Origin of the sequence: Streptomyces sp. NPDC058620, assembly GCF_042717135.1 — a bacterium.
Lineage (GTDB): Bacteria > Actinomycetota > Actinomycetes > Streptomycetales > Streptomycetaceae > Streptomyces.
Genome location: NZ_JBHXQO010000005.1, coordinates 153,380 through 174,853 on the forward strand (window position 1 = coordinate 153,380; position 21,474 = coordinate 174,853).

A 21,474-nucleotide genomic window follows, 5' to 3' on the forward strand; every position below is an offset into this window, starting at 1 on the left:
GAGTGGATCAGCGGGTGCGGGAGGCGGCGGCCGTCGGGGCTGCGGGCACGGGCGGAGCCGGGGGTTGGGTGTCCGGGGCCGTGGCGCGGCGCAGGCCGCCCAGGACGGCGCCGGTGCTCTTGGCGTAGGCGTCGCGGGTGGCGACGGACTCCGCGATGCGGCGGGCGCAGTCGAGGATGTGGCCGGCGTCGAACTGGCCGATCTCCCTGTCGGGGGAGGTGAGTTCGCGCAGGCGTTCCAGCTGGAAGGCGATGTTGCGTTCGGCGAAGGCCAGGGCGCTGTGGTTGCCGGTCAGGGCGGCGAGCAGGGTGCTCTCGGGGGCGTCGGCGAGGGCTTCGAGTTCAGCGAGCGGCTGTCCGTACAGCGCCTCGATGCGCTGGGCGAGGATCTGGGAAACGGCGTGGGCGGGGTCGTCTGGCTGGGGCAATCGGTGTGGCTTTCAGGGGCGTCGGGCCTGCACCGCCCCGGCTCGGGGTCCGGGCGGGGCGGGTGGCGCTGTGGCGGTGACCTTGGGTCGCGGCCCGGCGCGCGGAACGTTCGGGTGGCTCGGCGGCGGCATGGTGAGGAGCAGCTCGTCGAGGGCGGATCCATAGAGGTCGCAGTTGGCCTCAGCGGCCTCAATCCACTGGTCGTGACGGTGCAAGTCGTCGCTGGACAGCTCGCCCATCTGGCAGTCGGACTCGGCGATGTTGTGCACCCGTTCCAGGTGCTCCTCGGCGACGGCGAGGAAGCTCCGCAGCTCCAGTGCGCACTGGAGTGCGGCATTCGCCTCACCGCAGGCTGACTGCGCGTACAGCGCGTCTACTTCGGTGCCGAACGCTTCCTGCAGTGCCGCATCGCGGCTGGTCGATTTGTCGATGACGCTCACCGTGCTGTCCCTCGCGCTGTCGTGTTCCGCGCGCTGGGCAGTGTGGGCGGGGAGGTGGGCAGGGCCGGAGCACGGCGGGTGGCGGGGGACGCGCCGCGCCACGTGCCGGGGCCTCGCTTGCCGGGTGCGTTGGGGTCGAGGAGGTAGTTCACGACCATGGCGCGGCCGTCGCGGGAGGCGACAGCGGAGTTGACCTGGTGGGCCAGCTCCATGACGGGATCGTCGAGTACGTCGGCCGGCTGGGTGCCCAGGGCCTCGACGAGCGCGTCTTCCGCGGTGTCGAGTGCCTGCTGCGTTTCGGTGAGCAGGCCGTGCCAGTGCACGAGGGTGGTGGCCTCGGGGTTGGCCTGCGGTGCCGCCTCAACCGCCCGGCGCAGGTCGGCGATCGGCATCTGGAATCGGTCTTCGATGCGCTCGGTGAGGACGCTCATCACGTCTTCGCTGGTGTCGGGCACAGCGTGGCTCCCTTCATTTCGAGGATTCCGGTGCAGGAATGGGAAATTGGGGCGCGGCTGGTTAGTCCAGGCACATGTAGACGGTCCGGTAGACGTACGTGCCGGACACCCAGCCCGTTACGCCGGTCTTCTTGTCCGTGATGTAGACCCACGAGCCGGTCTTGGTCTTCTTGTGGACGGTGAACTTGTGGGTCCGGTAGAGGACTCCGACGGCAGTCGATTTCGACGACGCCTTCGAGCGGATGGTGACCGCGCTGGTCCCGTGCACCTTGTACGGGTCTGCCTTGTGGCACGAGGTGGAGGCAGCGACGGCGCCCGGAGCTGCGGCGTTGGCGGCCGTAGCGGTGACGGCGGGCAGCGCGAGTGCCGCACAGACCGCTGCGGCAGCGGCAACGCGAGTAATGCGCACGGAGTTTGTCCTAACTGGCGATGGAGAGGGGATGCGAAAATAGCCCCAGGCGGATGCCGTACGGGCTGATAACAAGAGTCCGCAGAATCCCCGGTTTCGGTAACCGGGGATTGCGTGCTATGTTCCGCGCCGCCTCACACGCATTTCGCGGCATTCTGTCGGTCTCGAAGAGAGAAAGGGGTGTGCGCTGAGGGGAGTTCAGCGGCTCGGTCCGCGCGGCGGTGCGGGGCGGGCCGGCACGCCGGTAGCCGCAACAGTGGTGTGCCGGGCCGCAGGTGAGGCTGCGGGCAGCGGCGGCTTGTCGCCCCTCCAGTGCGCTTCCCACCACTGGGTGGCGGCCTCGAACGTCTGGAAGCCGCCTTCGCGCAGCGTGTGTGTCCATGCGTCGCTGTCGACTTCTTCCAGCAGCACGCGGAAGGGCAGCGCCGCCTTCTCGTCGAGGGCCCGCAGCAGCACGGTGGTCTCGATCGGCTCGCTGTCGTACGTGTAGCTGGTGAGCAGCGCGAAGTGGTCGCCGTCACTGCGCAGACGCTTCTCCAGCGCGCGGGTGGCGTCGTTCGCGGGGGCGGTGCCCATACCGTCGGGCAGGAGGATCTCCTCCTCGGGGCAGCCGCGGGCGACGAGCCAGGACTGCGCCATGGACGGCAGCGGCAGCATCTCGGTGGCGAAACGGAAGGTGCGGGTCGCCCGGTCGCGCTTGAGGTGCAGGGCGGCGATCTGGGGTTCCCCGGGGATACCCCAGGTGACGGCCCGGTTGTGCATGACGAAGAAGCTGTGCTCTCCGTCCGCGCTGTGGTGCTCGGCGAGCACGGTCATGTCGTCCTGCTCGATGCCGATGCTCCCCCAGAACTGTTCGGCGACGTTGTTGTTGACGGCTTCGTATCCGTCGAGACGGAAGTCGGGTTCGTAGCTGGGCATCGTGGCTTTCGTTCGATGACGCCTGGGCGCCGTGCGCGTGGCGTGCACGGCGCCCGTTCAGCGGCGGGGACGGGAAATGGCTGGAAGGGCCGGTGGCGGAGAGGGCGCGGCACTGGGTGGGCCGGCGCGGCGGGGAGCGGTCAGGGCGGCTCGGCCGGCGTCGGTGAGGGTGACGGGCTGTCCGGCTTGCATCGGGTGCGAGCTGTCGCGCTCCACGAGGCCGTGCGCCTCCAGGCGCTGCAGCTGGGTGTAGGAAATACGGGTGCGCGTGGGCGTCGCCACGGCCAGCCGGTGGGTGACGAGGTGTTCGTGGAGCTTGGCGCCCTGGGCGATGGCCAGCAGGGCCGCGACGTCCTTGGTCGGGATCTGTCGGGGCACCTGCCGCAGAGCGCCGGCCTCGATCGGCTCCAGAGCGGCGGCGGCAGTGGTCTGCTTCGCCTCTCGTAGGCGGGCGGCCTGGGCCAGCTGGTCGAGGGTGCGGTCGATCCGGGCGAACAGTGCCTGGTCCACGGGCAGATCGCTGGAGGCGAGGCGGGCGAGCCGGACGCGGTAGAAGCCGACGTCCCGCTCGGCCGCCACGAGGTCGCGGTGAGCATCTGCCAAGGCGGCGTGCGGTGCGTCGAGGAGACCGTCGTCGCGGTGCTGCCGCAGTTCCTCGACGCTCCGGCCCATTGCGGTCTCGATCCGGTGATCGAGGGCGGTCCGGGTGAGCCGGTCGGAAGGGGATGAGGTCATGGCGGAGGGATTTCTGGATCCGGAGCAGACGCGTCCAGAGCGACGCGGACCTCGACGTACGCGCCGTCGCGGGTGTGCCGGGTCGGGCCCAGCCTGTCCATGAGGCGGAGCATCGCTGTGTTGGACGCCTGCGTGAACGCGGCGAGGGTGTGCGCTCCGCGCGCGCGGGCGACGGCCGATGCCTGCCAGGCAAGGGCCGTGCCGATGCCCTGACGGTGCCGGTCGTCGGCGACTTGCAGTCCGAGGTCGGCGACGCCTGGCTCCCGGCTGACGGGCCCGACGCAGACGAGGGCCAGTGGCCGCCCGTCGGCGCCGAGCCCGATCCAGCATCTGGCCTGGTCGAGCAGCCGTGTCAAGTCACGGGGCAGGAGGCGAGTCCGGCCCCAGCGGCGCAGCAGGTTCGCCTCGGAGCACTGCTCGTGGAAGGCGGCGACCAGGTCCCCGTCCGCCGCCGTCACCAGGCGGGTCTGCGCAAGGGCGGGGTGCGTCAGCAGGGTCAGTCCGCGAGGGCGCCCAGCAGGTCCGCGCGCCGGAACGCCCGGTAGCGGCTGCCGTCGGCCGCCCGCGGCCTGTGGGACTGGACTCCGTGGGAGCGCCGCAGGATCAGGGACAGCCGCAGAGCGTTGAGGTCGGAGTAGCGCCAGCGCGCATCGGCGTGACCGGGCAGTTCACGCAGGCGCTCGACCAGCTCCGCGGAGCTGACGTACTCCGGGGAGCCGTGGGCGTCGAAGACATCGAGGCAGGCGTGGACGATGGTCTGCGGGCGACTGGGACAGGACAGGAAGTCCTCGACCGCCTCCTCGTGGAGGTCGTCGAATTCGTCCATGCCCTCCATGCCCTCCAGGTCCTCGAAGTCGTCGAAGCCCTCGAAGTCCGGGTCGAAGTCGGGCTCGTCGTCCTCCGCCGGGTCGTACTCGCCCGGCGGGTCGGGCTCGAACGCGGCGGCGCAGCAGCAGGAGGTGGACAGCAGTGCGCTCAGCTCGGCCCCCGCTGCCATGCGCTCGACGAGCAGGTCGGTCAGCGTGTCCAGCTGCTCGCCGGCGCTGACCCCGGGCAGGTCGGCGGCGGCCAGCTCGGCGAGCTGCCAGTCGAGTTCCTGGATCTCGACGAACACGTTGAGGATGGCGCGGTGCTGCGGGTTCTCGGTGACCTCGGCCGGCGCCAGTACGGCGGCGGCGATCTGGTCGATCAGGGTGGGGAACTGCGTCAACGAACAGGGCCCTTCAGGGGTGGGGAGGCGGGGCGGGGAAGGCCGGGCACCGCATAGGGCGGTGGACCGGGCTTGGGTACGGGCTGCCGCGTGGTCAGCTGCGGTGAGCGGGTGCGAGCGGCATGGGGGCGCTCTCCGAGCGGGCGCCGCCTGATGCCCAGGCGGGCACGGGCGGTGTCGTACACGTCGTGGGCCTCGCGCGGACGTACGGCCACGACGTGGATCTCGGTGGTGTGCGTGGAATTCGCGGGCGCCGGCCGCTGGGCGTAGACGATGCGCCAGGCGTTGCGGTGATCGACGTAGACCTTGCGGCATCCGACGAGATCGCGGGTGAGCTTGGTGCCGAAGAGGCGTGCGTCGACCACGTCCTGGAGCTGGGCGAGGGCCAGGTCCCGGATGTCGCATGGGGCTTGGAGCAGGTCGGTCAGGGCGCGGGGGTCGAAGGAGAGGCCGAAGGCCGGCCGGTCCTCGCGGCCCGTCATCCGTCGGCCTGGCCGAGTTCGCTGTTCTCCTCGGGCTCCTCGGGCTCCTCGGTCGTGGTGGTGGTCCGGTTCGAAGGCGGCGGGCCGGGCAGCAGGCGGTGCGCGGGCCGGTCCGGGTCGGTCATGCACGCGGACAGCGGACCGCCGGCCGCCCGCACGGTGGCCATGGCGTGGGTGAGAAAGTCCCGGTGCCAGACGAACAGACCGGCCGGCCCCGCCTCCGGGTCCTTGTGCTGCTGGTAAGCGAGCCATAGTGCGTGGAGCCAGGCGACGACATCAGCGTGTTCCTGCCACTGCTCGCACCACGGGGCGGCGGTCGTGACCTCCGCCCCGTAGACCCGGACGAGGAAGTCATCCACCCAGTCGGACAAGGAGTCCAGTTCGTCTTCGTACTCCTCGCCCTCCAGCTCAAGGATCGGGCGGGGCTCGGGCGGGGCTGCCGGAGACGGCAGGCCCGCGAACCCCGACATGCCCGGCATCCCGAAGGCGCCGAACGGCGAGTCCGCAGGCGGTGGCGCGGAGGCGAGGCTGTCGAGCTGGCGGGCCTGCTCCGCGGACTGGTCCAGCAGTTTGCGGACGCTCGCCTCGATGCTTTCCAGGTCGGAGTCCGGAAGCCGGACCGGTTCCATCTCCCTGTCGTCCGGGGGGTTTATGGATTCAGGCACGAAAAGGGGCCTCCTTGAGCCGCAGCCATAGGGCGTGAATTACGGCTCCTACCATCCGGAGAATCACCGGTTTCGGTAACCGGGACTTGGCTGGTATAACTCTGCGCGCGGCACGAGCGGGCACATACAGAGCGCGCTCCGAGGCGCGCCGCCTCAGCAGAAGATGCCTCAGACCGTGAGAGTCAAGTCATCCTGGGTAAGGGTCTGTTGCTGCGCCTCGGTGAGCCGGTCGGCAGCGATCTCGGCATAGGTCTTGCTCTTCTCGACACCGATGAAATCGCGGCCCTCCAGCAGGGCCGCGACGCCGGTCGAGCCGGATCCGCAGGTGAAGTCGAGCACCGTGCCTCCCGGTGGAGCGATTTGTACCAGCTCACGCATGACGGAGACGGGCTTCTGTGTGATGTGCTGCCGAGCCTTGCCGCTGGGCTGCGAGGCGCTGTAGAGGCCGGGCAGATAGACGGGATTGCGCGCTGCGTCGATCGGTCCGTTGCTGGCCCAGATGATGAATTCGCAGTTCTGGGTGAAGCGTCCCTTCTGCGGCCTGGCCTGCGGCTTGTGCCAGGCGAGCACGCCGCGCCAGAGCCATCCGGCGGCCTGGATGGCATCCGTGGTGATGGGCAGCTGCCGCCAGTCGGTGAACAGCAGCGCCGTGCCGCCGACCTTGGTGAGCCGGTGCGCCTCGGTCATGATCTGGGTCAGCCAGAAGCCGTAGCTCCTCTGGTCCATGTTCTCGCCTGTGAAGTCCGGCAGCTCGTGCCCGGCGTCGGCGGAGGTGTACTTCTGCTTCGCGGACCGGGAGGTCCTCTCCTTCGCCGTCCGCCCGCCGCTGTTGTACGGCGGGTCGGTGATCACGGAGTCGACGCAGTTGTCCGGCAGCTCGGCGAGGACGCCGAGTGCGTCGCCCTGGTGCAGGGAAAAAGGCAAAGAGATACCCCAATTCGGTTCGGGTGGCGTGGGATAGACGCTCCGGCTCGCCTGGATGAGACCCGTTGGACCGAATGCGGGCAAGAAGGCTCCGCGGTCCGCGCAGCGGGGAGGCGAGGGAGGAGCCAAAACTGTAGGGCACGATCCCCGGTTGAGCGCTATCGACGCCGAAAACCCCGAGATAGAGCCTCGGCCAGAGGCGATTTCGGCAACCGGGGATCCGCCCTTACTGTTTTGGAACTGCCCGACGAACACCGTCGATGGCACATCCCCGTCCCTGCCTTCACGGAGATTTCCCATGTCCTGGCACACCTGACCCGACGCCCCGTACCGGTGCGAGCGGCAACTCGCACTAGTGCACCCGGGCCCCGATCTACCCACCACCCCGGCCGTCGCGCCCTTTCCTCAACGACGCACGCGCCGCCGGGACTTCACCAAGGACCTCGCTTGTGACATCGCTCTACCCTCCCCTGCCCGCTCACCGTCCGCCGGCCCATGACCGTCTGCCGGGAGGCAGGCCGGATTGAAGGGCATAGCCGCCGGCATCGGCGTCGTCGTCCTCTCCCCCCTGCTGCTCGCCGGCACCGCCATGATGATGGCGTCCTCCAGTGAAGCCGCGACCACCGCTTCGTTCAGCGGATGCCTGACCGGCCTCGACACCGCCGAGGTGACCAAGGAAGTCACCAAGATCCTCGACGGTGCCTCCGGCAAGGACATCCACATCCAGGGCCTGGACCTTCCGGCCGAGCAGATCCCCAACGCACAGACCATCGTGGCCACCGGCCTGAGCCTCGACGTGCCCAAGAAGGGCCAGTTCGTCGCCATCGCCACCGCGATGCAGGAGTCGCGGCTGCGCAACCTCAACTACGGAGACCGGGACAGCCTCGGCCTCTTCCAGCAGCGCCCCAGCCAGGGGTGGGGCACCGCACAGCAGATCCGTGACCCGGTGTACGCGTCCGAGCAGTTCTACAAGCATCTGCTCAAGGTCGACGGCTGGCAGCAGATGAAGGTCACCCAGGCCGCACAGGCTGTCCAGGCATCTGGCTACCCGGACGCGTACGCGCAGTGGGAGGACCTCGCCACCGCGCTGCAGAAGGCCATCGCCAAGACGTTCCCGAACGCCGACAAGGACGAGCCCGCAAAGGACACGGAGTCCGCGTCCGGCGCCGGCACCTGCACACCGGATAAGGACGGGACATCCTTCGGACGGATCCCCGAGGGCAGCGTCCCGAAGGGATACAAGATCCCAAAGGATGCCGACCCCAAGGCACGCACGGCCATCGAGTGGGCCATGCACCAGCTCGGCACGCTCTACCAGTGGGGTGGGTCGTGCACCGACTCCCACGGCCCTGACCCGATGGGGCGCTGCGACTGCAGCTCGCTGATGCAGCAGGCGTACGCGCACGCCGACGTCAAGCTCACCCGCACCACGTACACGCAGGTCAACGAGGGCAAGGCCGTCTCGGCGAAAAGCCTCAAGCCCGGAGACCTGATCTTCAGCCGCGGCACCGCCGCCCGGCCCGAGCATGTCGGGATGTACATGGGTGAGGGCCTCGTCATCGAGGCACCACGCACATCCAAGCCCGTCCGGATCACTCCGATCAAGGACTGGGACATCCTCGCCGCGCGCCGCGTCCTCTGACGCCGCACGCCGCCCGGACACCACCCGGGCGGCCCCCGCCGGGCCCACCTCTGGCGCCCCGCGCGCCGATCCCCCCTTCCTTCACCTCTCTTTCGCCGGCCTCTGGCCGGCCCGCGCACGCAAGGAGCCCTGCCACACCCATGCCCATACCTCTTGCAGACCGCGCCGTTGTCTTCCTCGCGTACGACCCAGGCATCTCACCCCAGGGCGGCGGACTGCCCGGCCTGGCCGTCCTGAAGAACGTCGTCAACTCGATCAACATGTTCGGGATCATCGCCGTTGTCGGTGCCCTTGCCGTCTCACTCGGTGTGTGGGCCTGGGGACACCACACCGGCGGTCACCAGGCCGAGGCCAACGGAAAGAAGGGTGCCGTCGTCGCGGCCGGCGCCGCGCTCGGCCTCGGTGCCGCCAACGGGATCGTGGCGTTCTTCTCCGGCCTGGGGTCGCAGGTCCACTAATGCAGAGACGATTCCCCTCCCTGTCCGGGTACGGCGTGACCTGGTCGGCCAACAAGCGCGTCGCGATCGTCGCCCTGGTCATCACCGTGCTGCTCATCATCGCCGCCACCACCGCGTGGTTCACCGGCCGCAGTGAGCGCAGCCAGAGCACCAACGCACCGTCCCAGGAGCGCAGTTCCTCCCCTTCCGAGGCCGCCCCTAAGCCTGCGGCCGGGTCGGGTTCGGTTCCCAGGCCCCCGCAGATCAGTGAACCGGTCGCCTTCGCCAAGGCGGCAGCCCAAATGCTGTGGTCGTACGACACCCGCGATACCGACCGTGACCAGCAGCTGGCAGGCATGGGCGCGTGGATGACCAAGGAGACCAAGTACGCCGACTGGGCGTCCGTCTCCGGCCAGGTACCCGACCCACTGCTGTGGTCACGTATGGCCGACCAGAACCAGCACGCCACCGGCACGGTCGCCGAAGGCCACTACCCCGGCGCGTTCAAGCAGGCGCTCGCCGAGGACCCCTCCGCGATCACCGAGGCGTACATCTACGTGGTCACCGTCAACGGGCGGCAGCAGATCGAGTGGAAGAAGGGCGGCGGTGGAGCCGAGGAGCGCGCCGTGACCCTCGCCGTGCAGTGCCGGCCCAGCCACGACTGCCGCCTGGCCGCCATCGCCCCCAGCGTCACGCAGTAAACCCACCCCGCCGATAAGTAAGGAGGCCAACTTCCTTGGGTTTCTGCGACTTCCCTCTCGCGGACAAGCTGTGCACTGTCGGTGAGGCCGTCGACTTCGCGAGCGATCCCGGCAAAGCCATCGGCGACTGGATGGCCAAGAGCGCCGGCGAACTCGCCGCCGCGGCAGCCGACCTGGCCGCCAAGGCCGTCAACGCCACCACCAAGGTCGATCTGCAGGCCGGATGGTTCGTCGACAACTACGAGATGCTACTGCCGATCGGCCTGGTCATCCTGGTCGGGACGTTCTGCGCGCAGCTCATCCGGGCCGCCGTCAAACGCGACGGACAGGCCCTTGCCCAGGCGTTCACCGGCACCATGTCGGGCGTCTTGTTCGCCTTCTGCGCCATCGCCCTGACGACGGTCGCCATCGAAGTCGTCGATGCCTTGTCCGACGGCCTGTTCGCCGCATCGCACCTGAACATCGAAACTGCCGTCCGCCGCATCGTGAAGGTGTCCCAGATCGGGGCCCTGTCCGGCCTGGGCTGGCTGGTCGCGACGTTCGCCGGGCTCGGGGCCGCCTGCGGAGCCTTCCTCTTTTGGTGCGTCATGATGGTCAGAAAAGTGGGCATTCTGGTCATGGTCACCCTCGCGGTGTTCGCTGGCGCGGGTGGCGGCTGGGAGGTCGCCCGCCGGTGGCGCCGGGGCTGGATCGAAGCCACGGCCACCCTCGTGGTCAGCAAGCTGCTGATGACCATCATCTTCGTGCTCGGCATCGCCGCCATGGGCAAGACCGAGGCCAAGGACGGCCTCGGAGCGCTCGCTGACGTCATGGCGGGCATCGTGATCATGGTTCTGGTTTTGCTCTGCCCGTACGCCACGTTCAAATTTGTGCACTGGGCGGCCGAGGGCACGGACGGAGAATCGATTCACCGCGCTGGTGGCGCCGGCGCTCAGCTCGCCCGGCAGCACGCCGAGAAGGCCGGCCGCAAGGCCGCTGCCGCTGCAGCCACCGCCGGAACGGGCGGCGCGGCAGCAGGAGCAGGAGCGGGCGGCGCCCCGCAGGGCCCCGATGCCGCCGGAGGCGGCGGGTTCCCGGGCGACATTGCCGCCAACCCCACCGGGGGCGACAGCGGGAAGGAAGGCCAAGGTTCGCAGGATTCTTCCGGGGTCGAAGGGCTCAAGAACGGCCTGGAGAAGGCCGTCCAGCCGCCCCCGACCAGTCCCAGCGACGACACCAGCGGTCAGGTAGGCGGTGCCCCCGGAGGGGGCGGCGGTTCCGGATCGCCCTCCGGCGGAGGCAGTGGCTTCATGTCGCAGCCCGGCGCCGGAGCGTCCTCGCCCCCGCCCCAGGGCGCTCCACCGGCACCGGACTCAGGCAGTACCTCCAGCGGGGCCGGCGCGCCGCCGCCCCCGCCCGCCGGCCTGTAGCCCCTGCCCGACTCCGGGGCGGCACGCGCCGCGCACATGCCGCCGCGTGCCGCCCCGGCCACCGCCCGCGCACCCTCGGAACGGCCCTTGTCTGATCTCACCGTCACACCACTCACCGTCAAATTCCCCCACCGGTCGAAGCGCGGCATCCTGCTCGGCCTGTCGCTCCCCCAACTCCTGCTGGTGTCCAGCGCGTTGGCGCTTCTGCTGGCCACGGTGGTTTCCACCGGTCTGCTCGGCGCCATCGCCCTGACACCGCTGTGGGCCGTGGTCACCGCCTTGGTCGCCATCCGTCGACACGGCCGCTCGCTGATCGACTGGGCGCCGATCGTCCTGCGCTTCGTCCAGAGGCGCCGCACTGGCCAGACCCTGTGGCTCGCCCGGCCCGTCACCCGGCCCCGTCAGGACGGTGTCCTGCATCTGCCCGGCACCGCCGCCTCGCTGCGGGTGGTCACCCCGGGCGACTCCGCCAACGGCGCCGCCGCCGTCCACGACCCGCACCATCAGACCCTGACCGCCGTCGCCCGGGTCTCCAGCAGGGCCTTCGCACTCCTGGATCCGGCGACTCAGAACCACAACGTCGCGGGGTGGGGGCGAGCCCTGGCGGGCATCGCCCGTACCGGACACGTCGCAACCGTGCAGGTTCTGGAACGCACCGTGCCCGACAGCGGCGACACCCTCTCCCGCCACTGGAGCCAGCAGGGCCACCCCGAGACACCGGTCGCCGGGCAGGTCTACAGCGAACTGGTCGCCTCCGCAGGGCCCGCCGCCGCCCCGCACGAGGCATACGTGGCGATCTCCCTCGACCTCAAGGCCGCCAAGCGCCTCATCAACCAGGCCGGCGGCGGGCTACCCGGCGCCTTCACCGTGCTGGAACAGACCACCAGCTCCATCGCGCAGGCCGCGCGCAGCGCCGGACTGATGGTGACCGGTTGGCTCTCGGCGCACGAGATCGCCGCCGTCATCCGCACCGCCTACGACCCCAAGGCACTGTCCGCGCTGCAGCAGTGGTCGGAGTCCGGACGGGCCGAAGCCGACCCGGCCGCCGCCGGGCCCGTGGTCCAGGTCGAGGAATACGACCGACTCGCCACCGACTCCGCCCGGCACGCCACCTACTGGGTAGAAGACTGGCCCCGCACCGAGACATCCGCGGGCTTCCTGCACGGCCTGATGTTCACCGCCGGAGTCCGGCGCACCCTCTCCCTTATATACGTGCCCCAAGGGCTCGAATCAGCGATGCGCGACGTCCAGCGCAAGAAGGCCGCCATCATCGCCGACGCGAACGAGAGGTCGCGCCGCGGACAGGTCGACTCCGAGGCCGACAGCGTGGAGTACGCGGACGTCAAAACCCGCGAGCGCCAGCTGATCGCCGGACACGCCGATGTGGCCCTGACCGGGCTGCTCACCGTCTCCGCCGAGACCGACGCCCTGCTCGACGCCGCCTGCGCGCAGATCGAGACCGCTGCCGTTACCGCCCAGGTCGACCTGCGCCGCTTGAACTTCCAGCAGCCCGACGCCTTCACGCTCGGCGCCCTCCCGCTCGCCCGCACCGCCCTGTAACCCACGCCCGGCACCAGTCGACGTCCTGCCACCGCGGCAGGAAGGAACTCTTCCCCTTTGACCTCTGCCATCCCCGTCGGCGACGCGTACCCGTACCTGCGGGCCGCCAACGCCGGCATCCGCCACCACACACGCGCCCGCGCCCCGCGTGCTGAACGCCACGCCTCGCCCGCGGACCGCGTGCACCTCGACGTGCTGCACGCCCATCTGACCTCGCTCCACCAGCTGCTCGACCAGCTCGCCGAAAGCACCCGGCCGCCGCATCCCGCCGCCGGCCGACATCTGGCCACCGCGCACACCCGGCTGTGGCAGGCCACCGCCGCCGTGCACGACGCCTTCCACCTCCTGCCCGTGGCGGACGCGGTCCCGACGGACACCGAGTGCCACCCCGAGCGGCTCCCCGAGGGACCGCCCGTCCTGACCATTTGCCAGCGCCACCTCGCCGCCGGCCACGTCGTCCGCCGCAAGACCACGCCGAGCGACCTCAACACCCCGGCGCCCGGCCACACCACCACCTGCAGCCAATAACCCGCTCCACCGAAAGGCCCTGCATGCGCAAGCTCAAGCGCTCCGCCTCCACCGCCCTCATCGTCGCCACGCTCGCCGGCACCGCCGCCCTGGCCACCGCCGCGCCCGCCTCCGCCGCGAGCTACCACTGCAAGACCAGCAGTTACACCATCGACGACCCGTCGTACACCGGCCCCGACTCCGACAACTGGGACTTCGACGTCACGCTCTGCGCCAAGCGGAGCGGCGGCTACATCTCCACCACGGCCAAGGTCAACTGGGACGGCCCCTACGCGGCCAAGCAGCGCAGCGGCCTCACCTTCAACAAGGCGAGGTTCCACCTGCAGACCAAGAAGTCCACCACCGGCACGGACCCGGTCGTGAAGTACGCCAACTACACGGGCCTGGAGCACGCGCTCGAACACAGCAGCGGCAACGGCAACGGCTCGTATGAGACCGGGACGCTCAAGACCAAGGCCAGCGGCCGGTACCAGTACCTCGCCGACGGCTACATCGAGCTGGACTGGTCGGGCGACGGCACGGGCTACCGCAAGCCGCTCCTGTTCAGTGCCTCCCCGCGCGTCTGACTCCCGTACCGTTCCAAACCGCCATCTTGTGAAAGCTGCCCTGCCATGAGTCACCGGCCCGCGCGCCGAGCCCGCCGCGCCAGCGCCAGCCCCCTGTTCACCCCGCATGGCACCGACCGCGCCGCCCGGAAGGCCGCCCGTCGGCAACTCGCCGAGGCCGCCGCGAAGGCCCGCGTCGAAGCAGCCGCCCACACCACCGGAGCCGGGGCGGAGGAGCAGGAGATGCCGTCGCCGCTCTTCCCGGCCACAGGCCGCCCCGGCCCTGCGTCCTCCCGCCACAACAAGATCAAGTTGCCCGCCCACCGCATGACCACAGCCACCGCGAGCGGGGCGTACCCCTTCCTCGCCGAGGGCGGGCTGGGGGCCGAGGGCATCTACATCGGCCGCGACGTGCACGCCGAAGCCTCCTTCTGTTTCGACCCGTTCGCGCTGTACGGCAGGATCGAGGGCTTCACCAACCCCAACGTGCTGTTGGCCGGGGTCATCGGACAGGGCAAGTCCGCGCTCGCCAAGAGCTTCGCGCTGCGCTCCATCGCCTTTGGTTACCGCGTCTACGTCCCATGTGATCCCAAGGGAGAGTGGACGCCTGTGGCGCAGGCGCTGGGCGGCACCTCCATCGCGCTCGGACCGGGGCTGCCAGGCAAGCTGAACCCGTTGGACGCAGCGCCGCGCCCCAACAGCGTCTCCGAGGCCGACTGGGCGGGCGAGATCCGCAAGAGGCGTCTGCTGCTGCTCGGCTCCCTGGCCCGCACCGTGCTCGGGCGGGACCTGCTGCCGATGGAGCACACCGGCCTCGACGTCGCCCTGGACGCCGTCGTCACCTGCGCCGCCGCGAGCGGACGCACCCCCCTGCTCGGCGACATCGCCGCCACCCTCAACAACCCCGACGAACTCGACACGGCGGGTGGCGTCATGTCCGGCCGCCTCGGCGACGCCTCCCGCGACCTCGCCCACGCCATGCGGCGCCTCGTCCACGGCGACCTCGCCGGAATGTTCGACGCCCCCAGCACCGTGGCCTTCGACCCCAACTCGCCCATGCTGACGATCGACCTGTCCCGTCTCGGCGGCTCCGGCGACGACACCGCACTCGTCCTCGCCATGACCTGCGCCTCCGCGTGGATGGAATCCGCGCTATCCGACCCGAACGGCGGCCGGCGCTGGATCGTCTACGACGAGGCGTGGCGGCTGATGCGCCACCCCGGCCTGCTCGCGAGGATGCAGTCCCAGTGGAAGCTGAGCCGCGGCCTGGGCATCGCCAACTTGATGGTGATCCACCGGCTGTCCGACCTGCTCACCGCCGGCGACGCCGGATCCCGCGGACGCGCCTTGGCCGAGGGCCTGCTCGCCGACTGCTCCACCCGCATCATTTACCGGCAGGAGACCGACCAACTCCACGCTGCCGCAGCACTGTTGGGACTGACCTCGGTGGAAGCCGACGCGATCTCGCACCTCAACCGCGGCAGGGGCTTGTGGAAGGTCGCCGGACGATCATTCATCGTTCAACATCTGCTACATCCTCACGAATTGGCCCTTTTCGATACGGATGCCCGAATGCATTGATCGCCCGTCGAGACGTGCCAACCGTCCCTCAATCCCCGGATCCCCACCTTCATGGACAACCCAACCAGCCTTCCACCATCCGCCGGCCCCGGCTCCCAGATGGTGCACGAATCCCTCGGCGCCTCACCTCGGTTCCTTGGCCGCCTGCACACCGAAGGCCCCGAGCTGGTCATCGCCGATCTCGTCCACACGGCCGCGCGCCACCTGGACCACGTACACGAGCAGTTCACCGCCGCCGCCCAGAACGCGGCATCCGTTCTTACGCGCGCCGCTGCCGGGAACACGTCGATCAACTCCCTGGGTGTCCTGCAGAACAGAGGCACACAGATCGACATCCTCGCCGCACGGCGGGACGACGCAGTCGACCGGCTCAAGGAAACCATCGACGCCTACCGGCAGGTGACAGCCTCCGAGGGCGCCGCCTCCCGGGCGTACCGCCCAAGAGCCGTGCCCGCTTCGGCGCCCACGATCACCACCTGCCCGCGTGGCGCGCGGCAGATAGGCCCGCCTCACCACTCCGTCAGGAGCCCATGCCCTCAGCACGCACCGACCTGGACATCTTCGCCGCCGGCCTGGCCGACCGCCTGCCGGGCGCTTGGACCAGTGAATACCACCGTCACCTCACCTACCCCGACCAGTTCCCCGTGGCCGAACAGATCTGGGACACCGGCCACGTCAGCTACGTCGCCACCGGATTCGTGCTCGGACACGACGCTGTACTGCACGGCCCGGATCAGCAGCACCTCTACCTCGCCGACCGGCCGCGCTATCCGCACCAGTTCGTCGTCGCCCCGCTCGAGCCCGACAACGCCGCCATCAAGCCGCACCATTTCGACGGGGTCGACGAGCCGAACGGCATCGTCGTCCCCAACGATCCCGCGCGCGCCGCAGCCCTCATCGCCCGCAGGGTCCTGCCCCGCTACGAGCAGGCCCGCCAGGCGGTACGCCGCAACGCCGCCGAGCAGCCCGAGCCCCCACACCGGCAGGCTCCGCCGCAGGTCGCCCAAGTGGTAACGCTGACCTGGTACGACGACGGAGCGCTCGGCACGCCGTACACCAGAGTGCCGGAAGAGGCGCGCATGACGCTGTACGCCCATGGCTTCCAGTACCACCCGCACCAGGCAGCCTTCCTGCTGCCCGCTGCGTACGGCGAGGACGGTCGCGCCCGGCGAATCCAGGCAGTCGCCCTCCGCCTCGCGGAGAAGGGCATCGGCGTGAACCTGCGCCACGCCGCACCGACCACGACCACAGTGCCACCGGCCGCGCCACCCACGGCTGCACGCGGCCCCGTCCGCTGATCGCACCGTCCCGTTGCCCCGTTCAGGAGCCCTTCCTGCCCTTCAATTACGACGACAGCAGCCAGCTGCACTCGCTGGCCGAGCACATCCACAACACGGCCGACGAACTGCCGCTGACCAACGCGGTGCACTCCGGCAGCGACAACCTCGACGACCTCGACGACCGGGTCCGCGACATCGCCGGACTGATCACCCACATCACCACCGCGGCGGCCTTCGCCGACCGCACCGTACGCCGCGACCGCAACCCCGAGTCGGACACCACCCGGCTCAAGGTCACCCAGCTCACGCGCGCGGTCGGCGCGCTGGGACACGCCCTGGCCGACCTCGGTGAAGCCGTCGGCCACGCCGGAGCCCTCCACCAGCTCGCCGCCTCACCCCGCTCGACGCAACGCAGCGAGTCCATCGAATCCACGCGCGCCCTGCTGCACGCCCGGATCGAGAGCGCCCGCGGTCGGCTCAACAAAACGGGAGCCCGACTCCACCAGGCAGCCGACCGGCTCACCGCTCCGCCGGCCCCGTCCCGCAGCACGAGCCCGAGCGTCACCACCCCCCACCCTCGGCCCAGCCCAGCCGCCTCCCGCACCCACTGATCCATCCGCCCAAACCCCTGGAGCACCTCCATCCGCACCGCCCTCCGCGCCCTGCCCCTGCTCGTCTCCGCCGCGCTGCTCGCTACTGCCGCCACCGCCTGCACCAGCGGCGACGACACCCCGGCCGACGCGAAGTCCGCCTCCACGCCTGCCGCCCCGAAGCCGACTCCCGCACTCAGTGACGCGCAGGCACGCGCCGTCATCACCAACTACTCGAAGATCAACAACAAGGCCAACGCGCAGCGTGACCGCGCCCTGCTCGACACCGTCGAGGACGGCCCGACGTACGCGATGTCCGTCTCCGACTACACCGAGACCGAGGGCCTGCCCAAGGCCGACCGCAAGCCGTACAAGCCGTGGTCGTACGACACCTCCAGCGCCAAGCTGTACATCCCGCGCTTCACGGCCGGCCAGGACCGCTGGTTCGCCGCCGCGCTCTCCGGCGAGAAGGGCAAGGACCCGAGCCGCATCGCCGTCTTCGCCGAGCAGCCGAAGGACAAGCGGTGGGAGATGGCCACCGTCGTCAACCTCGACAGCACGAAGCTGCCGGACATCGCCCTCGACGGAAGCGGCTACGCCACCGCGGTCGCCGCCACCGGCAACAAGCAACTCGCCGCCGACGCCGACGTGCTGCGCACCGCGGTGATCGACAACTTCGCGACCGGCGGGACGAACACCGGCACCAAGGTCTTCGCCCCGACCAAGGCCAGCCAGCAGCAGATCAAGGTCCACGAGGAAACGACCCGCAAGTTCGGGAAGTTGGGCACCACCACCTTCGCCGGCGGCACCAACGCCTTCAAGGACGCCTACGCGCTGAAGACCGCCGACGGCGGCGCACTCCTGCTGTTCGCCCACACCCACACGCAGACCGACGCCGTCGCGCACTCCGGGCTGCAGATCAACCCGGACAAGGACGACAACGCCTGGCTGCACGGCATCCCGCGCACGTCGGTGACGTACACGTTCGTCTGCGCCGACGCCGCCACCGTGCCGGCGAAGGCCGCCCCGTCACGCCTGATCGGCTACAAGTGCGCCCGCACCGACGCCTCGGGTCCGCCCGTCGGCTCCGCTCGCACGGACCGCGCCTAGCCGACCGGGAGAGCCCCTTGTCCCTGCCCCACCCTGACTTCGAGCTGTACGACAACGTCGGCCGCACCACCGAGCAGGTCACCGCCCACCGGGAGAACCGACCGACCGTCGACGACCTGCACCATTGGGCCGCCTACGACGCGCGAGAGTTCAGCGAATCGCTCCCCACCGGGGACACCGGTCACAGCATCAGCAACTGGACCCAGCAGGTCTACCGTGCGCGCTCGGCCGCCGAGTTGAACACCGTCGCGCAGGCCGTCCTCGGCGACGGGCACAGCGGTCTCGGCGAGCTGCACCTGTTCTTGGAGACCGCGGCCGAGTGGTGCGAGCGCAACCAGGAACCGGGCTTCGCCGCCCGCTACCGCCAGCACGCCGAGGAGCTGTCCGCACTCGGTGATCAGCTCGCCTACCTGAGCGAGGACCACCTGGCCAGCATCTACCGGCGCCCGAACCGGTCAGCGCCCGCACAACCCGCGCCGTCCGTGGCGGCGGCACCTGCCACGCCGGCAGTGCCCACGCGCCGCACCTCCCGCTGACCCACCCGCCCACGACAGGAAGATCCTCTGTCCACTCGTTCTGTCATCGCCCGCCCCACCGGCACTACCGGCTACGCCGGATCGTACGTTCACTGGGACGGCTACCCCAGTCATCAACTGCCGCTGCTGCTTGCCGCACACCAGAACCGGTACGCCGGCGACACCGACGCCCTGGCCGCATACCTCATCGACGACGCACCAGAAGGCTGGTCCTACCTCGGCACCGAACTCCTCGACGGAGCACCCGAGGCCCTGCGCCAGCACCTCGCCGGCGGGCACGACGAACCCGGTAAGCGATACCCGGCCCGCGCGAACGAACCGCCGCTGATCTACACCGAGCGGACGGCATCGCGACTGAACTGGGCTTATGTCCTCCACCCGCACGGCATCGAGGTGATCGGCGAGCGCGGCGCGGGACGCGGCCCTCTCGTCGCGTGGGGCACCGACCCCCGCGTGCGGTTCCGCGACACCGCCTGCCTGTGGCGGCCCGACCGGCCGATCCCCGCCACCACGCCGCCTCGCGCCACCACCCGTACGCCCGGCACCCCAGCCCAGCCGATGACTGCCCCGATGGCGCGCCCCCGCTCACACTGACCAGCCCCACCCCAGGAGACCGATCTGTCCACCCGTGCGGTCATCGCCCGCCCCACCTCCACCGGCTACGCCGGCATGTACGTCCACTTCGACGGCAATCCCGACAGCAAACTCCCGCTGCTGCTGGCCGCCTTCCGATACCGGTTCGCCGGTGACCTGGAGGCGATGGCCCGGCACCTGATCGACGAGGTCCACATCGGCTGGGAGGAGCTGGGCACGGATCTCCTCGACGGCGCACCCGACGCGCTGCGCCGCTCGCTGACCGGGGGCGATGAGTTCCCCTGCCGTCAGCTCACCAACGTGTACAACACCGACGGCACCCCGGCCGAGCGTGAACTGATCACCCAGGACGGCACCGGCGACCTGGAGTGGGCCTACGTCCTGCACGAGACCGGCATCGAAGTGATCGGCCTGCTGGCGTACGACCGCGGACCTGTCGTCGGGTGGGACACCGACCCGCGCAGCCGTTTCCGCACCGACCCCGGCGCATGGAACCCGGATTCCCAGGCTCCGGTCGTGCCGCCGCGCGTCGCCCCGCGCCTGTCCGCCACCGCTCCCTCGTCGGCCCCGGCGTCCCGCAAGTCCGCCCGCCGGTAGCACCCGGAAGACCGCACCGTCCCGATCCACGCCTGTCCGGAGAAGCCCTCTGTCCCCGCACTCTCACCCGAAGATCACCGTGGTCATAGCGACCCAACTCCGCCCAGAGCGACTGGCGTTCCTCACTGCCATGCGCGCCAGTCTGTGCCGCCAGAGTGTCCCGTGGGAGGCCATCGTCGCCCTTGATGGGGCCGACCGCACCCGGCTGCCCGCCGCCCTCGCCGCCGACCCGCGCGTCCGCATCCTCGCCCTGCCCCGCCCGGTCGGCGCCGCATGCGCCCGCAACCTGGCTCTCAACGACGTCCGGACCAAGTACGTGAACTGGGCGGATGACGACGACGAGTTCACCGACTGGGCCATGGCGCTGCGGCTGCGCACCTTGGAGGAGACCGGGGTGGGCTGGTGTGCCGGATACAGCGAGGACCTGCACGACGGTTCCACGACACTGTGGCGGTGTCCGACACCGCCCGGCCGGCATGAGGCCGGAGACGTGTGGCGGTACTGGAAGGACCCGGCCGACACCATCCCGCTCGGCCCGACCACCCTCCTGGCCCGAACCGACCTGGTGCGCGCGGCGCCCATGGGCGGCCTCGTGCAGGGAGAGGACTACTGCGCCCTCGCCGTCACCTGCCTCGCCCCGGGGATCCTGCTGCCCGTTCCGGTCTACCGGTACCGCAAGCACCCCGCGCAGATGACGGCGCAGGACTCCTACGCCGAACTGGAAGAAAGGGCGCGAGTCTTCGCCCACGGTTTTGGTGCCAGCCTGCACGCCGCAGCGCACCCTCGCCGCGATGCCCCCTCCTCCCTCGCGTAGTTGAGGCCCCCGTTTCGCCACCCGCTACCCGATCCCACCGGAAGAACCATGCCCAACGACCCCGACCAGGACAGGCCCCGGGAGAAGATCCTCATCTCTCCCCGCTATCTGGCCGCCAGCCTCCCCACCGACCACCAGCAGCTCCTCGACATCTTCGCCGAGGAAACCGCGTGGAGCGCACACACCGACGCGTCGTCGTTGACCGTCACCAGCCCCTGCCGGCGCATCACGATCCGCCACGACCAAGCAGCCGTGGGCCGAGGCCCTCACATGGTGATCACGGCACGTACCGACGAAGAAGCGGCTGAGCGCTGGCGTGCGGATATCGGGGGTTTCGTGCCGATCGAATGTGTCGCCAGGCTCCTCGGCACCCTGGCCGGCGAACTGGCCACCGATCCGGATCACGTCGTCTACGGCATCGGCGCCGACCCCGGCCTGCTGGAGCTCTACGTCGACGCCGACTCCTGGACCCACTTCGACGACTTCGGACTCTCCGGATTCATCTCGCACGACGGACACGCTGCCGTGGTCAGCCGCCCCGTGGACTCGTCAGCGCCGCCCATCCACGGAGACACATCCGTCACCTGGCACCTGGCCGCCTCCCCAGAAGACCTCGGTCACCTGTGGGACATCTCGTTCACGGACAAGACGCCGCCCTTGCTCCTGCACGCGGTCGCCGCCGAAACGCTCGATCCCCGGCCCACTCTGCGCTCCACCTCCTTCCCGTTCCCCGCCGCAGTCGCCCCACTGGTGACCATCGAACGCCTCTCATCGCCATCCCGGCGTCCCACGGCGCAGCCTCCCCACGGCGGGCCGCCACGCAGCCCCGAGCCCAAGCGCGCCCCGAAGACCCGCTGAGCCCTGTCCCTCTGGACGAACACGCT

26 protein-coding genes are annotated in these 21,474 nt (G+C 70.2%); 15 read left to right on the top strand and 11 right to left on the bottom strand.

Annotated elements, in window-relative coordinates; all coding sequences use genetic code 11:
• Positions 1-7 precede the first annotated feature (7 nt).
• From ACFWSK_RS08285 to ACFWSK_RS08335, 11 genes are all read right to left on the bottom strand, one after another.
• A complete protein-coding gene (locus ACFWSK_RS08285) occupies positions 8-427 on the bottom strand; it encodes a hypothetical protein (RefSeq protein WP_383783066.1) in 420 nt (139 codons plus the stop codon).
• Positions 428-439: 12 nt separating this feature from the next.
• Positions 440-868, bottom strand: coding sequence for a hypothetical protein (locus tag ACFWSK_RS08290; RefSeq protein WP_383783067.1), 429 nt, complete (start codon positions 866-868; stop codon positions 440-442).
• Positions 865-1,323 (bottom strand): hypothetical protein, encoded by a 459-nt coding sequence (locus ACFWSK_RS08295; protein WP_383783068.1) that lies wholly within the window; start codon positions 1,321-1,323, stop codon positions 865-867. Before ACFWSK_RS08295 ends, ACFWSK_RS08290 begins: the two co-directional genes overlap by 4 nt.
• A gap of 61 nt (positions 1,324-1,384) precedes the next feature.
• Positions 1,385-1,732, bottom strand: a complete 348-nt coding sequence (locus ACFWSK_RS08300) for an SH3 domain-containing protein (protein WP_053928736.1) — start codon at positions 1,730-1,732, stop codon at positions 1,385-1,387.
• 198 nt (positions 1,733-1,930) lie between these two features.
• Positions 1,931-2,650 (bottom strand): hypothetical protein, encoded by a 720-nt coding sequence (locus ACFWSK_RS08305; RefSeq protein WP_383783069.1) that lies wholly within the window; start codon positions 2,648-2,650, stop codon positions 1,931-1,933.
• A 57-nt stretch (positions 2,651-2,707) separates the two neighbouring features.
• Complete coding sequence (locus ACFWSK_RS08310) at positions 2,708-3,385, bottom strand: hypothetical protein (protein ID WP_383783070.1); 678 nt, start codon at positions 3,383-3,385, stop codon at positions 2,708-2,710.
• A complete protein-coding gene (locus ACFWSK_RS08315) occupies positions 3,382-3,843 on the bottom strand; it encodes a GNAT family N-acetyltransferase (RefSeq protein WP_097242947.1) in 462 nt (153 codons plus the stop codon). Before ACFWSK_RS08315 ends, ACFWSK_RS08310 begins: the two co-directional genes overlap by 4 nt.
• 38 nt (positions 3,844-3,881) lie before the next feature.
• A complete protein-coding gene (locus ACFWSK_RS08320; RefSeq protein WP_383783071.1) occupies positions 3,882-4,595 on the bottom strand; it encodes a DUF3631 domain-containing protein in 714 nt (237 codons plus the stop codon).
• The gene (locus tag ACFWSK_RS08325) at positions 4,592-5,077 is read right to left on the bottom strand and encodes a hypothetical protein (RefSeq protein ID WP_383783072.1); all 486 of its coding nucleotides are present in this window, start codon (positions 5,075-5,077) and stop codon (positions 4,592-4,594) included. The genes ACFWSK_RS08320 and ACFWSK_RS08325 overlap by 4 nt, the downstream gene beginning before the upstream one ends.
• Positions 5,074-5,706 carry a DUF4913 domain-containing protein gene (locus ACFWSK_RS08330; RefSeq protein WP_097242950.1) on the bottom strand — a complete coding sequence of 211 codons (633 nt, stop codon included), beginning with the start codon at positions 5,704-5,706 and terminating at the stop codon, positions 5,074-5,076. The genes ACFWSK_RS08325 and ACFWSK_RS08330 overlap by 4 nt, the downstream gene beginning before the upstream one ends.
• 204 nt (positions 5,707-5,910) lie before the next feature.
• Entirely contained in the window at positions 5,911-6,666 is a 756-nt protein-coding gene (locus ACFWSK_RS08335) for a DNA-methyltransferase (protein WP_383783073.1), read from the bottom strand.
• A gap of 523 nt (positions 6,667-7,189) precedes the next feature.
• Here ACFWSK_RS08335 and ACFWSK_RS08340 point away from each other — a divergent pair.
• From ACFWSK_RS08340 to ACFWSK_RS08410, 15 genes are all read left to right on the top strand, one after another.
• Positions 7,190-8,308, top strand: a complete 1,119-nt coding sequence (locus ACFWSK_RS08340; protein ID WP_383783074.1) for a C40 family peptidase — start codon at positions 7,190-7,192, stop codon at positions 8,306-8,308.
• 140 nt (positions 8,309-8,448) lie between these two features.
• Positions 8,449-8,766 (top strand): DUF6112 family protein, encoded by a 318-nt coding sequence (locus ACFWSK_RS08345; RefSeq protein ID WP_383783075.1) that lies wholly within the window; start codon positions 8,449-8,451, stop codon positions 8,764-8,766.
• Positions 8,766-9,446 carry a hypothetical protein gene (locus ACFWSK_RS08350; RefSeq protein ID WP_383783076.1) on the top strand — a complete coding sequence of 227 codons (681 nt, stop codon included), beginning with the start codon at positions 8,766-8,768 and terminating at the stop codon, positions 9,444-9,446. Before ACFWSK_RS08345 ends, ACFWSK_RS08350 begins: the two co-directional genes overlap by 1 nt.
• A 35-nt stretch (positions 9,447-9,481) precedes the next feature.
• The gene (locus ACFWSK_RS08355; protein ID WP_383783077.1) at positions 9,482-10,855 is read left to right on the top strand and encodes an ATP-binding protein; all 1,374 of its coding nucleotides are present in this window, start codon (positions 9,482-9,484) and stop codon (positions 10,853-10,855) included.
• Positions 10,856-10,942: 87 nt separating this feature from the next.
• Complete coding sequence (locus ACFWSK_RS08360) at positions 10,943-12,415, top strand: SCO6880 family protein (protein WP_383783078.1); 1,473 nt, start codon at positions 10,943-10,945, stop codon at positions 12,413-12,415.
• A gap of 57 nt (positions 12,416-12,472) precedes the next feature.
• Positions 12,473-12,943: a DUF6238 family protein gene (locus ACFWSK_RS08365; protein ID WP_383783079.1), complete on the top strand. Its 471-nt coding sequence runs from the start codon at positions 12,473-12,475 to the stop codon at positions 12,941-12,943.
• Positions 12,944-12,966: 23 nt separating this feature from the next.
• Entirely contained in the window at positions 12,967-13,509 is a 543-nt protein-coding gene (locus tag ACFWSK_RS08370) for a hypothetical protein (RefSeq protein ID WP_383783080.1), read from the top strand.
• Between the two features lie 45 nt (positions 13,510-13,554).
• Positions 13,555-15,069, top strand: a complete 1,515-nt coding sequence (locus ACFWSK_RS08375) for an ATP-binding protein (protein ID WP_383783081.1) — start codon at positions 13,555-13,557, stop codon at positions 15,067-15,069.
• 530 nt (positions 15,070-15,599) lie between these two features.
• Positions 15,600-16,367, top strand: a complete 768-nt coding sequence (locus tag ACFWSK_RS08380) for a hypothetical protein (protein WP_383783082.1) — start codon at positions 15,600-15,602, stop codon at positions 16,365-16,367.
• A 125-nt stretch (positions 16,368-16,492) separates the two neighbouring features.
• Positions 16,493-16,960 (top strand): hypothetical protein, encoded by a 468-nt coding sequence (locus ACFWSK_RS08385; protein WP_383783083.1) that lies wholly within the window; start codon positions 16,493-16,495, stop codon positions 16,958-16,960.
• Positions 16,961-17,251: 291 nt separating this feature from the next.
• Positions 17,252-18,049, top strand: a complete 798-nt coding sequence (locus tag ACFWSK_RS08390) for a hypothetical protein (protein WP_383783084.1) — start codon at positions 17,252-17,254, stop codon at positions 18,047-18,049.
• Positions 18,050-18,066: 17 nt separating this feature from the next.
• A complete protein-coding gene (locus tag ACFWSK_RS08395; protein WP_383783085.1) occupies positions 18,067-18,585 on the top strand; it encodes a hypothetical protein in 519 nt (172 codons plus the stop codon).
• A 669-nt stretch (positions 18,586-19,254) separates the two neighbouring features.
• Positions 19,255-19,776 (top strand): hypothetical protein, encoded by a 522-nt coding sequence (locus ACFWSK_RS08400; protein WP_383783086.1) that lies wholly within the window; start codon positions 19,255-19,257, stop codon positions 19,774-19,776.
• Positions 19,777-19,855: 79 nt separating this feature from the next.
• On the top strand, positions 19,856-20,590 hold the full coding sequence (locus ACFWSK_RS08405; RefSeq protein WP_383783087.1) for a glycosyltransferase family 2 protein: 735 nt from the start codon (positions 19,856-19,858) through the stop codon (positions 20,588-20,590).
• A gap of 48 nt (positions 20,591-20,638) precedes the next feature.
• Positions 20,639-21,448: a DUF317 domain-containing protein gene (locus tag ACFWSK_RS08410; RefSeq protein ID WP_383783088.1), complete on the top strand. Its 810-nt coding sequence runs from the start codon at positions 20,639-20,641 to the stop codon at positions 21,446-21,448.
• Positions 21,449-21,474: the final 26 nt, after the last annotated feature.